General features: G+C 62.0%; 13 protein-coding genes. 9 read left to right on the top strand and 4 right to left on the bottom strand.

What is annotated here, in order from left to right:
- Positions 1 to 78 precede the first annotated feature (78 nt).
- The 3 genes from hpnJ to WN982_RS29975 are packed head-to-tail and all read left to right on the top strand — an operon-like array spanning position 79 to position 3,379.
- A complete protein-coding gene (gene hpnJ, locus WN982_RS29985; RefSeq protein ID WP_341315580.1) occupies positions 79 to 1,500 on the top strand; it encodes a hopanoid biosynthesis associated radical SAM protein HpnJ in 1,422 nt (473 codons plus the stop codon).
- Positions 1,500 to 2,372, top strand: coding sequence for a hopanoid biosynthesis-associated protein HpnK (gene hpnK, locus WN982_RS29980; protein ID WP_341319180.1), 873 nt, complete (start codon positions 1,500 to 1,502; stop codon positions 2,370 to 2,372). Before hpnJ ends, hpnK begins: the two co-directional genes overlap by 1 nt.
- The gene (locus tag WN982_RS29975) at positions 2,369 to 3,379 is read left to right on the top strand and encodes a lysylphosphatidylglycerol synthase domain-containing protein (RefSeq protein WP_341319179.1); all 1,011 of its coding nucleotides are present in this window, start codon (positions 2,369 to 2,371) and stop codon (positions 3,377 to 3,379) included. The genes hpnK and WN982_RS29975 overlap by 4 nt, the downstream gene beginning before the upstream one ends.
- A 962-nt stretch (positions 3,380 to 4,341) precedes the next feature.
- Here WN982_RS29975 and WN982_RS29970 read toward each other — a convergent pair.
- Entirely contained in the window at positions 4,342 to 5,001 is a 660-nt protein-coding gene (locus WN982_RS29970; protein WP_341319178.1) for a protein-L-isoaspartate(D-aspartate) O-methyltransferase, read from the bottom strand.
- Between the two features lie 268 nt (positions 5,002 to 5,269).
- Here WN982_RS29970 and WN982_RS29965 point away from each other — a divergent pair, with 268 nt between their 5' ends.
- Together WN982_RS29965 and WN982_RS29960 are read left to right on the top strand one after the other, a co-directional pair.
- Positions 5,270 to 5,779, top strand: coding sequence for a DUF1269 domain-containing protein (locus WN982_RS29965; protein WP_341319177.1), 510 nt, complete (start codon positions 5,270 to 5,272; stop codon positions 5,777 to 5,779).
- A 289-nt stretch (positions 5,780 to 6,068) separates the two neighbouring features.
- The gene (locus WN982_RS29960; protein ID WP_341319176.1) at positions 6,069 to 6,506 is read left to right on the top strand and encodes a phosphate-starvation-inducible PsiE family protein; all 438 of its coding nucleotides are present in this window, start codon (positions 6,069 to 6,071) and stop codon (positions 6,504 to 6,506) included.
- 30 nt (positions 6,507 to 6,536) lie between these two features.
- Here the strand turns inward: WN982_RS29960 and WN982_RS29955 are convergent, their stop codons facing one another.
- Positions 6,537 to 8,084, bottom strand: coding sequence for an acetolactate synthase large subunit (locus tag WN982_RS29955; RefSeq protein WP_341319175.1), 1,548 nt, complete (start codon positions 8,082 to 8,084; stop codon positions 6,537 to 6,539).
- Between the two features lie 159 nt (positions 8,085 to 8,243).
- On the opposite strand from WN982_RS29955, the gene WN982_RS29950 reads away from it, so the two are divergent.
- The 3 genes from WN982_RS29950 to WN982_RS29940 all read left to right on the top strand — a co-directional run bounded on the left by WN982_RS29950 (position 8,244) and on the right by WN982_RS29940 (position 10,823).
- Complete coding sequence (locus tag WN982_RS29950; protein WP_341319174.1) at positions 8,244 to 9,218, top strand: LysR family transcriptional regulator; 975 nt, start codon at positions 8,244 to 8,246, stop codon at positions 9,216 to 9,218.
- 66 nt (positions 9,219 to 9,284) lie between these two features.
- Complete coding sequence (locus WN982_RS29945; RefSeq protein ID WP_341319173.1) at positions 9,285 to 10,190, top strand: LysR family transcriptional regulator; 906 nt, start codon at positions 9,285 to 9,287, stop codon at positions 10,188 to 10,190.
- 327 nt (positions 10,191 to 10,517) lie between these two features.
- On the top strand, positions 10,518 to 10,823 hold the full coding sequence (locus WN982_RS29940; protein WP_341319172.1) for a panthothenate synthetase: 306 nt from the start codon (positions 10,518 to 10,520) through the stop codon (positions 10,821 to 10,823).
- A 111-nt stretch (positions 10,824 to 10,934) separates the two neighbouring features.
- Here the strand turns inward: WN982_RS29940 and WN982_RS29935 are convergent, their stop codons facing one another.
- Entirely contained in the window at positions 10,935 to 11,780 is an 846-nt protein-coding gene (locus WN982_RS29935) for a GNAT family N-acetyltransferase (RefSeq protein WP_341319171.1), read from the bottom strand.
- Between the two features lie 913 nt (positions 11,781 to 12,693).
- Positions 12,694 to 12,981 carry a DUF4148 domain-containing protein gene (locus tag WN982_RS29930; RefSeq protein WP_341319170.1) on the bottom strand — a complete coding sequence of 96 codons (288 nt, stop codon included), beginning with the start codon at positions 12,979 to 12,981 and terminating at the stop codon, positions 12,694 to 12,696.
- Positions 12,982 to 13,263: 282 nt separating this feature from the next.
- On the opposite strand from WN982_RS29930, the gene WN982_RS29925 reads away from it, so the two are divergent.
- Positions 13,264 to 16,509, top strand: a complete 3,246-nt coding sequence (locus WN982_RS29925; RefSeq protein WP_341319169.1) for an efflux RND transporter permease subunit — start codon at positions 13,264 to 13,266, stop codon at positions 16,507 to 16,509.
- Positions 16,510 to 16,521 lie beyond the last annotated feature (12 nt).

Below are 16,521 nucleotides of genomic sequence, written 5' to 3'. Positions count from 1 at the left end.
ACCCGGTGCCCGATCAAGCCGGTGCGGCATCATTCACACAAACAATCATTGCATCCCAATCTGATAGGCGAAGCATTCATGAAAACGCTGTTCTTGCAGGCGCCGTCGTACGACGGTTTCGATGGTGGCGCGGGTTCGCGCTACCAGGCCAGGCGTGAAATCCGCTCGTTCTGGTATCCGACGTGGCTCGCGCAGCCCGCCGCACTGATCCCCGATAGCCGCGTACTGGACGCCCCCGCTGACGGCCTGTCCGTCGACGCCTCGCTCGACATCGCGCAGCAATACGATCTGGTGATCATCCACACCAGCACGCCGTCCTTCCCCACCGACGCACTGTTCGCCGAAGACCTGAAAAAGCGCAAGCCTTCCGTGCTGATCGGCATGGTCGGCGCGAAGGTCGCGGTCGATCCGCACAATTCGCTGACCGCGAGCGAGGCGATCGACTTCGTCTGCCGCGAAGAGTTCGATTTCACCTGCCAGGAAGTGGCCGAAGGCAAGCCGTTCGCGCAGATCCTGGGCATGAGCTATCGCGCGCCCGACGGCTCGATCGAGCACAACGCAGCGCGTCCGATCCTCGAGAACATGGACGAGCTGCCGTTCGTGGCGCCGGTCTACAAGCGCGATCTGACGATCGACAACTATTTCATCGGTTATCTGAAGCACCCGTACGTGTCGATCTACACGGGCCGCGGCTGCCGCTCGAAGTGCACCTTCTGCCTGTGGCCGCAGACGGTCGGCGGCCACCGCTACCGCACGCGCTCGGTCGAGAACGTGCTCGAAGAGGTCAGGTGGATTCGCGACAACATGCCTGAAGTCAAGGAGATCATGTTCGACGACGACACGTTCACCGACTTCAAGCCGCGCGTCGAGGAAATCGCCCGCGGTCTGGGCAAGCTGGGCGTGACGTGGTCGTGCAACGCGAAGGCGAACGTGCCGTACTCGACGCTGAAGATCATGAAGGAAAACGGCCTGCGCCTGCTGCTGGTGGGCTACGAATCGGGTGACGACCAGATCCTGCTGAACATCAAGAAGGGGCTGCGCACCGACATCGCGCGCCGTTTCAGCGAAGACTGCCGCAAGCTCGGCATCAAGATTCACGGCACCTTCATTCTGGGGCTGCCGGGCGAGACGCAGGACACGATCCAGAAGACCATCGAGTACGCGAAAGAGATCAATCCGCATACGATCCAGGTGTCGCTTGCCGCGCCGTATCCGGGCACGACGCTGTATAACCAGGCGGTCGAGAACGGCTGGCTCGAAGAGAACAAGGTCATCAATCTCGTCAGCAAGGAAGGTGTGCAACTCGCGGCGATCGGCTATCCGCATCTGTCGCGCGACGAGATCTACCACCAGCTCGAGAACTTCTACAAGCGCTTCTATTTCCGGCCCTCGAAGATCTGGGAAATATTGCGCGAGATGCTGACGAGCTGGGACATGATGAAACGGCGCCTGCGGGAAGGCGTCGAATTCTTCCGGTTCCTGCGCGCCCACCAAGCGTGATGGAGAGCGTAGCCGGTGACCGCGCGCAGCCGAATCGGCAACCGCAGCGCAGGCTGATCATCACGGCTGATGACTTCGGTCTGCATCGGCGTGTCAACGAAGCTGTCGAGCTCGCCTGCCGGGACGGCGTACTGACCGCGGCAAGCCTGATGGTCGGCGCGCCCGCTGTACAGGATGCCGTCCAGCGGGCGCGGTCTCTGCCGGGCCTGCGGGTCGGTTTGCATCTGGTGCTTGCGGACGGCGCGGCAACCCTGCCGCGCGCCATGATCCCGGCACTGGTCGACGCCCAGGGGGTGTTCGGCGACAACATGGTGCGCGACGGATTCCGTTTCTTCTTTTTGCCGCACGTGCGCGCGCAACTTGCGATGGAAATCCGTGCCCAATTCGATGCTTTTGCGAGAACGGGTTTGCCGCTCGATCACGTCAATACACACAAGCACTTTCATATGCACCCTACGGTACTCTCGCTGATTCTGCAGATCGGCAAAGAGTACGGCATGCGGGCGATGCGTCTGCCTTGCGAGTTCGATACGCCTCTGTGGCTCAAACCCTGGGTTTCGCATATGCGCGCGCGGCTCGATCAGGCCGACATCGCGCATAACGATTACGTGGTCGGCATTGCCCGCACGGGACAGATGGACGAGAGCACGCTGCTCGATGCGATCGCCCGCCTGCCCGCTGGCGTCGGCGAAATCTACTGTCATCCTGCCTCGCCGGGGGACGGCGCGCTCACGGCGGGAATGCGGACATACCGGCATGCGGACGAACTCGCAGCACTGCTGTCCACGCGCGTCGCAGCGGCACTCGATGCCGCGGGCACCGTGCGCGGCGGTTTCGCCGACCTGTCCGCCCACCGTTTGCAAGCGGCATGAAGTGGCTTCAGTGGGCCGGGCTTCCGATCGGCATCGGGGTGCTGCTTGCCCTCGCCTTGCATCATGGCATCGGCGACGTGATGCATGTGATCGGGCAAGCCGGGTTTGTCCTGTTATGGCTGGTACCGCTGCATGCGTTGCCGTTATTGCTCGACGCCCATGCGTGGCGGCTTCTGCTCGGCAAGCGGGCGTCACTCGGGTTTCTGTGGTGGGTCGCCACCGTGCGCGAGGCAGTCAGCCGTTTGGTGCCGGTGGCGAGCATCGGCGGTGAAATTGTCGGCATTCGGCTGGCGCGATGGCGCGTGCCCGACACCTGTAGCGTGAGCGCATCGGTCATCGTCGAGGTACTTGTGACGATGGCCGTGCAGTACGCGTTTTCCGCGCTGGGCATTGTGCTGATCGTCGTGTCGGCACAGCACGCAGATGCACTGCGAAGCATCGGCGTGGCGTTTTTGCTCTCCATTCCGCTGCCGGTCATGGCGATCGTGGTCGCACGCCGTGGCGGCATTTTTCACGCGATTGAACGCTGGGCGGCCGGCTTGCTGGGCGACGCGCATCCGCTATTGCGGAGCATCGACGGCAAGCAGCTCGACCGGGAGATCGACGCGTTGATGTCTCGCGGCGGGCTGTTGCTGCGCAGTTTCCTGTGGCAGTTTGCCGGCTACGCGCTAGGCGCTCTTGAGACTTACTGGGCACTTGCCATGCTGGGGCATCCCGTGTCGCCAAGCGGCGCGCTCGCGATAGAGGCGATTACCCAGGCAGTTCGGCACGCGGCATTTTTCATTCCGGCTGGGCTTGGTGTGCAGGACGCCGCGGTTGTGTTGCTCGCGCAGATGTTTGGGGTCGATCGCGATGCGGCGCTTTCGTTGGCGTTGGTTAAGAGAATGCGCGAAGTCGTGTTTGGATGTATGGCGCTTGCTTCGTGGCAACTGGCTGAGATCGCGCGGGAGCGGGTTGTTCGTTCGCGAGATGGCACCGCGCAGCGGGGATCGCGGGGGTCGATTTGATTTTTTTGCCTGCGCGGCGCTATGGGTGTGTGCCTGTGGCGTTGGCCTTTCCTTGATTTCTTAGTGGTCTATTAGCGTCGCCCCTGTGCGGGGCAGGCACTTACTTTCTTTGCCCACCAAGTGGACTTCCTTCGGGGCGCCGCCGCAAAGAAAGTAAGCAAAGAAAGCGGCTTCACACCGCTAGCTCTTAAGCGGGTCCCCTGGCTTGGAGGAGGTAGTGGAGCATCTGGAATCGGTGTTCTCGCGCACTCCGCGCTGGTGACAAGGCCGTCATACTTCCGGCGGCGCTGCGCGCGCCGCAGCGGTACTTCCCAACACCGATCGCGGGTATGTACTTCCGGCACCATTCTTCCCGCCTCGCACTACGTGCTCGCCGGAACGGTCCGCTGAGGTAACCAGTGGCTTCGTTTGTGCGCGGTGGGGGCATCGGCTTCGCCTCGGCGTGGAGCCAATATGACAGATGGGGGCAATCGTGTTGCGAGAGGCGAAAGCTCTACGCACGTGCCCGCCACAACGCCACAGCAAGTGCAGGCCTCGACACCGACGATTGGTTTTGTGAAGTCCCACATGGCGCAAAAATGGCGGGCGGTTTAATGAAGTACCGCCACGGCGCGCGCAGCGCCGCCGGAAGTATGACTGCCTTGTCACCAGGGCTGAATGTGCGAGAGCACCGATTCCAGATGCTCCACTACACCCTCCAAGCCAGGGGACCCGCTTAAGAATTAGCGGTGTGAAGCCGCTTTCTTTGCTTACTTTCTTTGCGGCGGCAAAGAAAGTAAGTGCCTGCCCCGCACAGGGGCGACGCTAATAGACCACTAAGAAATCAAGGAAAGGCCAACGCCACAGGCACACACCCATAGCGCCGCGCAGGCAAAAAAATCAGGAAAAAACCAACACTCCTCAAAAAAAACAGACAAATACCACCACCAAAAGCAACCAGAACAAAAAAAAGCCACTCCGCGCTAAGCGGAATCCGAAAACCATCCTTCTTTGCCGATCAAAGGCACAAAAACCACATCACCCAGATGCTCTTCATCGAACCAGGTTTCGCTTTTGCGCGTCAGCTTGATGAGCCGCTGATGCTCGCGCCCCCGTCCGATCGGCATGACAATGCGCCCACCGGGCGCCAGCTGGTCGAGCCATGATTGCGGAACCCGGGGCCCTCCCGCCGCTGCAATGATCGCGTCGAACGGCGCGCGCTCAGGCAGACCCAGCGTGCCGTCGGCATGATATACGTCGACGTTGTCGTAACCCTGTTCGGCCAGCACGGCGCGCGCGCGGTCCGCAAGCGAGCGGTGGCGCTCGACACTATCCACGTGAGCGGCAAGCTGCGCGAGCACAGCGGCCGCATAGCCGGAGCCTGTGCCGACGTCGAGCACGCGGTCGCCGGGTTTGACCTCCGCCGCTTCAATCATTCTTGCGACCACGGCCGGCTGCGAGATCGTTTGCTCTTCGCCGATCGGCAAAGGCGTATCGCTGTACGCGAACTCGGACAACGCATCCGGGACGAATCGGTGCCTCGGCACTGCGCGCATCGCCTCCAGCACGCGCGTGTCGCGAATGCCTCGGGCTCGCAGTTGACGCTCGACCATCCGGTTGCGCGCGTCGTCGAAATTTTCCATGACTTCAGTCGTGAGAGCACGCCGTTGTCCAACGATGGCAAAGGCCGCCACCGTTGCATCAGGTTACCGCATTGCGCGCACCTGTGTCCGGATGCGTAGAGGCGGTTCAGTAGTCGCCGGGTCGTCCGGCAGCGCTTGCGCATACATGGCGGGTCACTCCCCACACCTTTCGGCGGACATCCCTACTTCCTCCTATCTTTCGTCGGCGCGAGAATACTTACGGGAGTCCGACGCCCTGCTCTGGTCTCTCCCTCTTTCGGAGGCCAACATGAGACGCCTGTACTTCTTGTTACCTCACGCGCAAAGCGCGAAGGCGATTATCAACGAACTCTTGCTGGCACGGATCGAGTGGCGGCACATTCACGTGATTGCCAGACAGGACGTGCCGCTCGAACATTTACCGGAAGCCACGCTGACGCAGCGCAGCGACCTGCTTCCGGCACTCGCGCGAGGGACCGCAGCGGGCGGCGCTGTCGGGGCGCTGGCAGGCCTGGTCGCAATGGCCTATCCACCTGCCGGTCTGACGATTGCGGGCGGCGCGCTGGTTATGATTACGCTCGCCGGCGCAGGGTTCGGCGCGTGGGTGGCGCCGATGATCGGCGTCGACGTGCCGAACACGCGATTGAAGCGGTTCGAAGAAGCGATCGCGCTCGGTGAAATCCTGATGCTAGTCGACGTCCCGAAAGATCGCGTTGAGGAAATCGAACAGATGGTCAAGCTTCACCACGCGGAGGCCGACATTCAGGGGGCGGATCCGACCATTCCCGCGTTTCCATAACCTGCTTGCATGCAGCTCGCCGCGGCACGATGCCGCGGCTGCGCTTCACTGAACTCACCCCGGATCCGTCTGCGTTCCGCGTAGCTGCCTGATTCAGAGATCGCGCAGCGGCGTGGCAAAGCCATCGACGGTGGTTGCGGGCAATCCGTATTTTTTCACGGGGCAATGTGCACGGTCACACTGCTATCCTGCTGGCTATGGCATGGTGTCGGTGCCCTATCTCGCGCCGCTACGCCACTCCAGGCGCGGTGCCGCGCGAGGTCATGCCAACCCTACAAGGAACCCGTGGATGAAGTACGAAAGCGTTCTGCAAAAGAGCATCAAGAACCGGCTTGACCAATTGATGGGGATGGCGGAACTGATCGGTTTGCTGGTCATCGGCATCGCAACCGCGCTGGCGATGGGTCATCTGATCTGGAAGATGGCCGCCTCGGAAGGTGTCACGCTGACCGATCTGCTGCTGATGTTTCTCTATCTCGAAGTGTTCGCCATGGTCGGGCAATACTTGAAGGCGGGACAATTGCCGGTGCGCTTTCCGCTCTACATCGCGATGGTCTCGATAGCGCGGGACGTGATCCTGCGCGCCGGCGCCAATACCGAACTGCACCTTCTCGCCTCGGCCGCCGCCATCGTGCTGCTGGCGTTGGGCGTACTGCTGATCCGCTACGGGCAGCATCGGTATCCGAGCGAGCCGGAGGAGCGGCGCGACGAGAGTGCGTATCCCTGACCGCCGTCCTTCAAGACGATCGCGTTTTCGTCAAATGATTACCTCGATGAGTCTCGGACCGCGTTGTTTCATCGCTGAAGCAAACGCTTCCTCGAAGGTTCCTCGCGATTCGACGCGGACTGCCTCGACGCCCATGCCTTTGGCTAACGCGACCCAGTCGAGCGAGGGGTTCTGCAGATCGAACATCGACGCCGCGAGTGCGCCTTCGGAAGAGGCCCCCACGCGCTTCAATTCGTTGCTCAAAATCCTGTATCCACGATTCGCATAAACCACGGTCACCACGTCGACGTTCTCCCGCGCCTGTGTCCAGAGCGACTGCAGAATGTACATCGCGCTGCCGTCGCCCTGAAGCGTGACGACCTTGCGGTCGGGACAGGCAATGCCCGCGCCGGTGGACACGGCCATCATGCTGCCGATCGCGCCACCGGTCAGGTTCAGGAAGTCATGCGGCGCGGCGGACTCCGTCAACCCATAGTGCGGGAAGCCCGAGGACACTGATTCGTCCGCGAGGATCGCCTGCTCCGGCAAATGTTTCGCGACGACCTGCATGACGAACTCCGCATCCAGCGGGCCGCTGCGCGAAAATTCGCCGGGCTTGCGCGGGTTGACCGGCACGAGAGACTGTCCCGCTCCGAGCGCGTCAACCAGCGCTTCCAGGGCGGTCGTGCCGTCCTCGTGAGGATGTGCGAGCACGGCGAGGCGGCATCCGTCGGGCGTCAGCCAGCTCGGTTTGTCCGGATAGGCGAAAAAGCTCACCGGCGGTTGCGTGCCGACCAGCACGATCAGTTCGACGCCCGCCAGGTGCTCGATGACGTGCTCGGCAAAGTAGGGAAGCCTTTCGACAGCGACGCGCCCTGCTCCCCTTTGCAGCCGCGGCGCGAACGTGTCGCACATCAGGCGTGCGCCGGTTCTCGCGGCAATCTTGCCGGCGGCGCGCAACCCTTTCTCCTGGAGGACCTCGCCGCGCATCAGCACGGCAGTTTTGACGCCACTGCGCATCAGACGGGCGATGTGTTCGACGGTCTCGCCCGTGACGGGCGCCGGCACAGGTTTTGGCAGCGGCGCGGCGAAGCCGTCCGCTTGTTCCCACGCAGTGTCGGCAGGCAGGATCAGCGTTGCGATCCTGCCCGGCGCTTCCATTGACGCTTGCACTGCGCGCGCCGCGTCTGCGCCGACCGTGCGTGCGCTGGTCGATGCGCGGATCCAGTCAGAGACAGGCCGGGCGAATCCCTCGATGTCCGACGAAAGCGGTGCATCGTAGCGGGCGTGCGAGGCCGCATGATCGCCCACGATGTTGACGATCGGGCTCGACGCCCGGCGGGCATTGTGCAGGTTGGCGAGGCCATTGGCGAGCCCGGGCCCGAGATGCAGCAGCGTACTGGCCGGTTTGCCGGCCATTCTCGCGTAGCCGTCTGCGGCGCCGGTGACGACACCTTCGAACAGTCCCAGAACCGGCCGCATGCCCTCTACCGAATCGAGTGCCGCGACGAAGTGCATTTCCGATGTTCCCGGATTCCCGAAACAAACCTCTACGCCGCTCGCAATCAGCGAGCGCAACAGACTTTCAGCGCCGTTCATAGCCATTACCTCTGCTCAGTCAAATCACAATCCGCTCTGCCGCAGCGCCCAAACCTTCGATATAAGAGGTGTAAAGGGCACCAGACGGCAATCCATGCTGGATCGTACTGACGGGGGTAACATGCAAAAATACTGTCCAAATAGAATCTTTGTTACGTCATGCGCAAGAATCTCGACTACGGTCTGCTGCACGCCATGAACGCGTTTGTGCGCGTGGTCGACTCAGGCAGCTTTACGGCGGCGGCATCGCAGATGGAACTGACCACGGCCCAGATATCGCGGCTCGTGTCGGAACTGGAGAATCGATTACAGACGAAACTGCTGCAACGGACAACGCGGCGCCTTGCGCTGACGAGTGTGGGCGAGCGTTACGTGAACGAATGCAGGAGCATCCTCGAACTCGTCGCGCAAGCCGAAAGCAACGCTGCCGGCGCCGCCGCGCAACCTTCGGGCCGGTTGCGCGTGTTGTGCATGGCCAGCTTCGGAAACCGCTATGTCGTGCCGCTCGTCTCCGAATACTGCGCGCGCTACCCACAAGTGACCGTGGAGTACAGCACGTCTCAATACGTGCCGGACCTGCTTGCCGAGGGCGTCGACGTCAGCGTGTACCTTGCGCAGCGGCTGCCGGACTCCGGGCTCGTGGCGCAGCAGCTCGGCACGACGTTCGCGGTGATGTGCGCCGCGCCCGGGTACCTGGCGCTGCACGGCGCGCCAAAGCATCCACGCGAGTTGGCCGAACATGCGTGCTTGCGCCTCGTCAACCCGTCGATCACGCCTCATTGGGAGCTGGTCGACGGCAAGAATGTCTGCACGCTCGACCCGACCGGTCCGGTTGTCGGAGACAACCCGGAAGTCGTGCTGCACAGTGTGTTGAGTGCGCTCGGCATTGCGATGCTGCCGTGCTATGCGGTAGTCGACGCGTTGCGCGAGGGTACGCTCGTGCATGTGCTGCCGCGCTGGCGCTCGCGTGAAATAGGCGTGTTCATGCTGATTCCGTCGCGGCGCTTTCTGGAGGCGAAAACGCGCGCGTGGCTCGATCTGCTGAAGGCCAGAATATCGGTGGCGCTCGAAGGCGACACCGGGTTCTTCGATAGTGGCGCGATCGCAAGGAAGCGTCCGCCGGTCAAGGCATGATGATCCTGACGGTGCGCCTTGAATATCTGAACAACTCCCTGGACAACTTCCTGGAAGACAGACGGCATGGACATACTGCAAGGCATGACCGTATTCACACGCATCGTCGATACGTCCAGTTTTTCGAAGGCCGCTGATCTGCTGGAAATGCCGCGCGCCTCGGTCTCGATGATCGTGCAAGCGATGGAAACGCATCTTGGCGTGCGCCTTCTCAATCGAACGACCCGACGCGTGCAAGTCACGGAAGACGGCGCGCTCTACTACGAGTACTGCGTGCGCATATTGTCCGAAGTCTCGGATGCCGAATCCGCGCTCTCCAACAAACGGCGGAGCGCGCGAGGAACGATCCGGGTCGATACCTCGGCGATCTTCGCTGGCAATGTTCTGATACCCGCCCTCGGCGGGTTCCATGCTCAATATCCTGAGATCAAGGTCAGGCTTGGACTAGCCGACCGAAATATCGACCTGATTCAGGACGGCGTCGACTGCGTACTGCGGATCGGCGTGCTCGACGACTCGAGCCTGATTGCACGCGCTATCGGGAAGGTGAGAATGACAACGTGCGCGGCCCCCTCTTACCTGGAACGGATGGGCACGCCGAACACGCCTGACGACCTGGCTCATCATAGAGCCGTGAATTACTTTTCCGCACGTACGGGACGCATCTACCCATTCGCGTTCGACATTGAGGGGTCCCGCGTCGAGAAAAATGTCGAGGGCATACTCGCTGTCAATGACGGACAGGTGTACGTCACCGCCGCCACCGAGGGACTCGGACTTATACAGGTGCCGAGATTCATGGTGGCGAAGGCGATCGATTCGGAAGCTTTGCTGGAAGTTCTGGGCGGTTACCCCTGCCCGTCAATCCCCTTGTCCGTGGTCTATCCACATAGCCGGCTCAGCACGCGGGTCCGCATCTTCAGCGAGTGGGTCGCCGAGCTCGCGCAATGCAATCCCGATCTGACTCTTTGAACCGTACGGTAGATCGCCAACAAGGCGATCGGCAGCGTCTGTGGCTGAAAGTTCTCGATTCGCAGCGGCGCGGGATCGCCCGACTCGATATCGCTCTGCACCATTGCAACCGGCATATGGTTCCAGCCAAAGCCTGTACGCAAAAACGCATACTTCTCGCCCGGATCGGCCAGGTGCCGGGCGAGTTGCGAAAACACGCCGGATGTCTTGCCTTCGGTCAGTGTCGCCCAGTAGTAGACATCCTGTTGACGAATGCTGATGCCCCGCGCCGGAAACCACCTACTCTTAAGATGCCCCATTGGGCGTCAACCAGGAAGGAGGATGACCATGCGTATGCTTCTCAACATACGAATACCCCACGAACCGTTCAACACTTTTGTGCGCGAAGGCACGGTCGGGGAAGTGATGGCGAGGATTCTCGAAGAGACGAAACCGGAGGCCGCGTACTTTACCGAGCAAAATGGGGCACGCGGAGCAGTACTCGTCGTCAACCTCGACGATCCGTCGGGAATTCCCGCACTCGCGGAACCCTGGTTTCTGAAATTCAACGCCGACTGCGAGTTTCGCATCGCGATGGTGGCGGAGGACCTCAGAAAAGCCGGGTTGGAGAATCTCGGATCGAAATGGAAATAGTGCCGGCGACGGAAACGCCTGGCTAACCCGCAAGCGGTTTTGCCCGCGCCTTTGCCTGGTAACGCAAGCAAAGGCGCGCATGCGGCTAAGCCGGCTTGAACTCGCCCGATCTCACCCGAGTTCGAACGAGGTCACGCCGAACACACGTTCGAGCGCAAGCGTGGGTGGCTCCCGCGTGTACATCCGCGCGGTTTCAAAGACACTTGTCATGCCGTGCCGTTCGGCCAGCGCGACGGCGGCCGGGTTAGTCTCAGGCACATCGAGAACGATGACCTCGCCCGGCATACGCGCGGCCAGGCCGTCGAACAGATCGCTCGCAATCCCCTCGCTATCCGCGAAGAGCGGGCCGATCTTGCAACCTGTCCTGCAACGGCGCAGCACGCCGTATCCCGCGACACGGCCAGCGCGGACTGCCGCCAGCGCGACGGCATCCGGTTGCCCGATCCATGCGGCGAGGAAGCGTGCACGCGCGGCAGGAAAGCACTGACGGTCGTAGTCGACGAGCTGCTCGAACGGCAGATCCGACGCATTCGAAAGGTTCGAGTACTCTGCGCCTTGCGCGACGCCCTGAAAGCGGATGTTGCGATGCGCGAGTGCAAAGCCGGACTTTCTGTAGTTCGCCTGCTGGGCGAGGACGCCGTCGAGGCCTACGTTGCGGTTTTGCAGGTAGTCCATCCCGTGCTGCCAGATGCGGATGCCGAAACCTTTGCCACGGAAGGCGGGTTTCACGATATACAGACCGATGAAGCCGAAGTGCTCGTCGTAGGCAACCGCTGAAATGCAGGCGATCGGTTCGCCTTGCCATTCGCCGATGAAGAAACCGTCCGGGTCTGCTGACCGAAAGCACGGTGCATCGTGGAGGCCGGGGTTCCAGCCCTCCGAGGCAGCCCACTCAACCGATAATTCGACCTCGGCGGTCGACATGGTTCGCACGGTGAAATCGTTTGGGTTGTTCATGTTCTGGTTGCCCTCCGGGCGGGGTTGGCTGGTTGTCTATGGTGTTGGTCTTTTCCTGATTTTTGTGCCTGCGCGGCGCTTGTTGTCTGTGTGCCTACGGCGTTGGCCTTTCCTTGATTTGATATTGGTTTATTAGCGTTCCCCCTGTGCGGGGGGGCACCTACTTTTCTTTGCCGGCCGCAAAGAAAAGTAGGCAAAAGAAAGCGGCTCAAACCGCTAATTCTTAAGCGGGTCCCTCGGCTTGGAGGAGGTAGTGGAGCATCTGGAATCTGTGCTCCCGCGCACTCCGCGCTAGTGACAAGGCAATCATACTTCCGGCGGCGCTGCGCGCGCCGACGCGGTACTTCACAACACCGCCCGGAGGTTTTGGAGCTTGAGTTTCTCCCGGCACGGTGGCCGCACGCGCACGCATATGTGGCAATCGGCCGGCGCCTCGCCGAGGCGAAGCCGATGACTCCCACGGAGAAAGAACGAAGCCCCTGGTTTCCCTGGCAGACCGTTCCGGCGAGCACGCAGTGCGAGGCGGGAAGAATGATGCCGGAAGCGCATACCGCCAGTTGGTGTTGAGAAGTACCGCGTCGGCGCGCGAAGCGCCGCCGGAAGTATGACTGCCTTGTCACTCACGCGGAGTGTGCGAGAGCACCGATTCCAGATGCTCCACTACCTCCTCCAAGCCAGGGGACCCGCTTAAGAATTAGCGGTGTGAAGCCGCTTTCTTTGCTTACTTTCTTTGCGGCGGCAAAGAAAGTGCCTGCCCCGCACAGGGGCGACGCTAATAAACCAATAACAAATCAAGGAAAGGCCAACCCCGCAGGCACACAGACAACAAGCGCCGCGCAGGCAAAAAAAAACCAAGAAAGGGCCACCGCCGCAGGCGAACAACCCAAACGCCGCATAGGCAACAAAACCAACATCAATTCGAAGCCGACTCCGGACGCACCGCGGGCGCCCCCGCAGTTTTCACACCTCCATGACCATCAACACCATGCTGAATAGCATAAATCTCGCGATTTCGCGCAATAGCCGCATCCGTCGGCGGATAGTTATTTTCCGACGTCGGCACATAGCCTTCCGCCTGCGCTTGCGCCAGTTGCGCACGAACCTCAGCGCGGGTCAGTCCTGACGAAGCACTTTGTGCGAAAGCATTCGCGCCGAACGACAAGCTAAGAGCAGCAACAACAAAGGCAGTAAGCAATTTCATGACGTCTCTCCGATTTGACTAGAAGTAAGTGGCTTGAACCACGCCTCCCATTCTTGTCATTTCAGCTGTCTGCGCACTGACCCGCACATTACCGTTTTGTTATCTACACATCCACCCGCGCGCTGCGCTTCAATCCTCGCGCAGATAACAGACTTGTAATCTAGCAGACCGTAGCCGGTAAGGCCCCATCACCCACACTCCTACCCTAACGAAGCTCGTATCACGCGCCGCTCATTACGTCGAAGACGGCCACTTCTCTCTGCATCTTTTCAGGAATCCGTCATGTGGATTGTCAAGCTCGCGCTGCGCCGCCCGTATACGTTCGTGGTTCTCGCGGTGCTGATCTTTATCGTCGGCCCGCTCGCGATACTGCGTACGCCGACCGATATCTTTCCGAACATCGACATTCCGGTGGTCAGCATCGTCTGGTCGTATAACGGCTTCTCCGCGCAGGACATGGCCAATCGCATCACGTCGAATTACGAGCGCGCGCTCACCTCCGATGTCGACGATATCGAGCACATCGAATCGCAATCGCTGAACGGCGTGTCGGTCGTGAAGATCTTTTTCCACCCGGGCGCGGACATCAACCGCGCGATTGCCGAGGCGGCCTCCAATTCGGCGTCGATTCTGCGCGTGTTGCCGCCCGGCACGCTGCCGCCGAACATCATTACGTACAACGCGTCGACAGTGCCGATCCTGCAACTGGGACTCTCGAGCGACACGCTGTCCGAGCAGCAGCTCTACGACCTCGGCAACAGCCAGATCCGCACGCAACTGGCGACGGTCCAGGGCGCGTCAGTGCCGTTGCCGTTCGGCGGCAAGGTGCGGCAGATCATGGTCGACATCGATCCGCGTGCGTTGCAGGCAAAGGGCCTCTCCCCGCTCGACGTGGTCAATGCCGTCAACGCACAGAACCTGATTCTGCCGGGCGGCACCGCGAAAATCGGCACGAAGGAATACAACGTGCAGATGAACGGCAGCACGGACACCGTCGCCGCGCTGAACGATCTGCCGATCAAGACCGTGGCCGGCGGCGTGGTGTATGTGCGCGATGTCGCCCATGTACGCGACGGCTACGCGCCGCAAACCAATATCGTGCGCAGCGACGGCAAGCGCGCGGCGCTCCTGACCGTCGAGAAATCCGGCAGCACGTCGACGCTGACCATCATCCAGCAGGTCAAGGCGATGCTGCCGCATATCGCCGCCGGCTTGCCCAGCGCGCTGCACATCACTGCGTTGTCCGATCAATCCGTGTTCGTGAAGTCCGCGGTCGTGGGCGTGGCGCGCGAAGCGCTGATCGCCGCTTGCCTGACCGCCTTGATGATCCTGCTGTTTCTCGGCAGCTGGCGCGCTACGCTGATCATCGCGGTATCGATTCCGCTCGCGGTGCTGACCTCGCTGATCGCACTCGCGGCGCTGGGCCAGACCATCAACATCATGACGCTCGGCGGGCTTGCGCTCGCCGTGGGCATTCTCGTCGACGACGCCACCGTCGCGATCGAAAACATCACGCACCATCTGGAGAACGGCGAGTCGCTGCAGGATGCGATTCTGATCGGCTCCGGCGAAATCGCGGTGCCGACTTTCGTGTCGACGCTGTCGATCTGCATCGTGTTCGTGCCGATGTTCCTGCTGTCCGGCGTCGCGCGCTATCTGTTCGTGCCGCTCGCGGAGGCCGTGGTGTTCGCGATGTGCGCGTCGTACTTCTTCTCGCGCACGCTGGTCCCGACGCTCGCGATGTACCTGATGCGCGCGCGCAGCAAGGCACCGGTCACGGGCAACGGTCCGCTTGCCCGCCTGATCCGCTTCCAGGCGGGTTTCGAGCATCGCTTCGAACGGTTGCGCGAACGGTATCGCGGCGTGCTGGGCTCGGCGATCGCGAGGCCGCGCCGTTTCATCGTGATCTTCCTGCTTCTGTGCATCGGCTCGCTCGCGCTGGTGCCGTTTGCCGGCAGCGACTTTTTCCCGGCCGTCGATACCGGCGAAATCCGCCTGCATCTGCGCGCGCCGACCGGCACACGTATCGAAGACACGGCACGTATCACCGATGAAGTCGAAGCCCGCGTGCGCAGCGTGATCCCGAAGCAGGAGCTGGCGGCGATGCTGGACAACATCGGCGTGCCGGTGAGCGGCATCAATCTGACCTACGACTCGTCGGACCCGATCGGCCCCGAAGATGCGGATGTGATGATCACGCTCGCGGCCAACCACAAACCCACCGCGCAATACGTGGCAACGCTGCGTACGACGCTCGCCCAGGCGTTCCCCGGTGTCACCTTTGCGTTCCTGCCGGCCGACATCGTCAGCCAGATTCTCAACTTCGGCCTCCCCGCGCCGATCGATATCCAGATCGTCGGCAACAAGCTCGATGCCAACCGCGTCGTCGCGAACCGTTTGCTCACGCAATTGCGCGGCGTGCGCGGCCTTGTGGACGCGCGCATCCAGCAACCGGGCGACGCACCGGCGATCAACGTGAACGTCGACCGCACGAGAGCGATTCAGGCCGGGTTGCTGCAACGCGATGTGTCGCAAAATCTGCTGATCGCGTTGTCCGGCAGTTCGCAGACGTCGCCGAATTTCTGGCTCGACCCGAAGAACGGCGTCAGCTATCCGCTGATGTCGATGATGCCTCAGTACGATATCAACTCGCTTCAGGCACTGGCCAACATTCCGGTCGCGCAGACCGGCGGCGCGGGCACGGCCGGCGGCATCGCGACGGCAGCGGCCAATCCCAACGGCCCTGCCCCGCAGAACCTGCTCGGCGCGCTGAGTTCGCTGTCGCGCGGCACCCAGCAGGCGGTCGTGTCGCACTACAACGTGCAGCCTGTGCTGGACATTTTCGCGTCGGCTCAGGGGCGCGACCTCGGCGGCGTAGCGGCCGACGTGACCCGGCTCGTCGATCAGATCCGGCCGCAGTTGCCACCGGGTGCATCGATCGTCGTACGCGGCCAGGTGCAGGCGATGCACGACTCATTCACAGGCCTCGCGAGCGGCCTCGTGTTCGCGATCGCCCTCGTCTACCTGCTGATGGTCGTCAACTTCCAGTCGTGGCTCGATCCGTTCATCATCATCAGCGGCTTGCCGGGCTCGCTCGCGGGCATCGCGTGGATGCTGTTCAGCACCGGCACACGCCTGAGCGTACCAGCGCTGACCGGCACCATTCTGTGTATCGGCATCGCGACGGCCAACAGCATTCTCGTGATCAACACCGCGCGCGAACTGCATCACGGCGGCAAGCCGCCGTTGCAGGCGGCGCTCGAAGCCGGCTTCAGCCGCTTCCGTCCGGTGCTGATGACCGCACTCGCGATGCTGATCGGCATGCTGCCGATGGCGCTCGGCCTCGGCGACGGCGGCGAACAGAACGCCCCGCTCGGGCGGGCGGTGATCGGCGGCCTCGCGCTCGGCACGGTCTCGACCTTGCTGTTCGTGCCGGTCATCTACGGGACGGTGCATGCGTGGCTCGACAAACGCCGCGCGGCTCGACAAGACACGCAAGAATCCGGCGTACCCACCCGCACACATTGATTCCGACGAGAC

It is taken from the genome of Paraburkholderia sp. IMGN_8 (assembly GCF_038050405.1).
Lineage (GTDB): Bacteria > Pseudomonadota > Gammaproteobacteria > Burkholderiales > Burkholderiaceae > Paraburkholderia.
Note: the sequence above shows the minus strand (reverse complement) of the source record. Positions and strands in the feature narration are given on the sequence as shown.

Coding starts and splice junctions, on each gene's coding strand:
- WN982_RS29955 (WP_341319175.1), bottom strand. CDS start 8,084: ATGAACGGCGCTGAAAGTCTGTTGCGCTCGCTGATTGCGAGCGGCGTA.
- WN982_RS29930 (WP_341319170.1), bottom strand. CDS start 12,981: ATGAAATTGCTTACTGCCTTTGTTGTTGCTGCTCTTAGCTTGTCGTTC.
- hpnJ (WP_341315580.1), top strand. CDS start 79: ATGAAAACGCTGTTCTTGCAGGCGCCGTCGTACGACGGTTTCGATGGT.
- WN982_RS29945 (WP_341319173.1), top strand. CDS start 9,285: ATGGACATACTGCAAGGCATGACCGTATTCACACGCATCGTCGATACG.
- WN982_RS29970 (WP_341319178.1), bottom strand. CDS start 5,001: ATGGAAAATTTCGACGACGCGCGCAACCGGATGGTCGAGCGTCAACTG.
- WN982_RS29925 (WP_341319169.1), top strand. CDS start 13,264: ATGTGGATTGTCAAGCTCGCGCTGCGCCGCCCGTATACGTTCGTGGTT.
- WN982_RS29940 (WP_341319172.1), top strand. CDS start 10,518: ATGCGTATGCTTCTCAACATACGAATACCCCACGAACCGTTCAACACT.
- WN982_RS29960 (WP_341319176.1), top strand. CDS start 6,069: ATGAAGTACGAAAGCGTTCTGCAAAAGAGCATCAAGAACCGGCTTGAC.
- WN982_RS29935 (WP_341319171.1), bottom strand. CDS start 11,780: ATGAACAACCCAAACGATTTCACCGTGCGAACCATGTCGACCGCCGAG.
- hpnK (WP_341319180.1), top strand. CDS start 1,500: ATGGAGAGCGTAGCCGGTGACCGCGCGCAGCCGAATCGGCAACCGCAG.
- WN982_RS29975 (WP_341319179.1), top strand. CDS start 2,369: ATGAAGTGGCTTCAGTGGGCCGGGCTTCCGATCGGCATCGGGGTGCTG.
- WN982_RS29950 (WP_341319174.1), top strand. CDS start 8,244: ATGCGCAAGAATCTCGACTACGGTCTGCTGCACGCCATGAACGCGTTT.
- WN982_RS29965 (WP_341319177.1), top strand. CDS start 5,270: ATGAGACGCCTGTACTTCTTGTTACCTCACGCGCAAAGCGCGAAGGCG.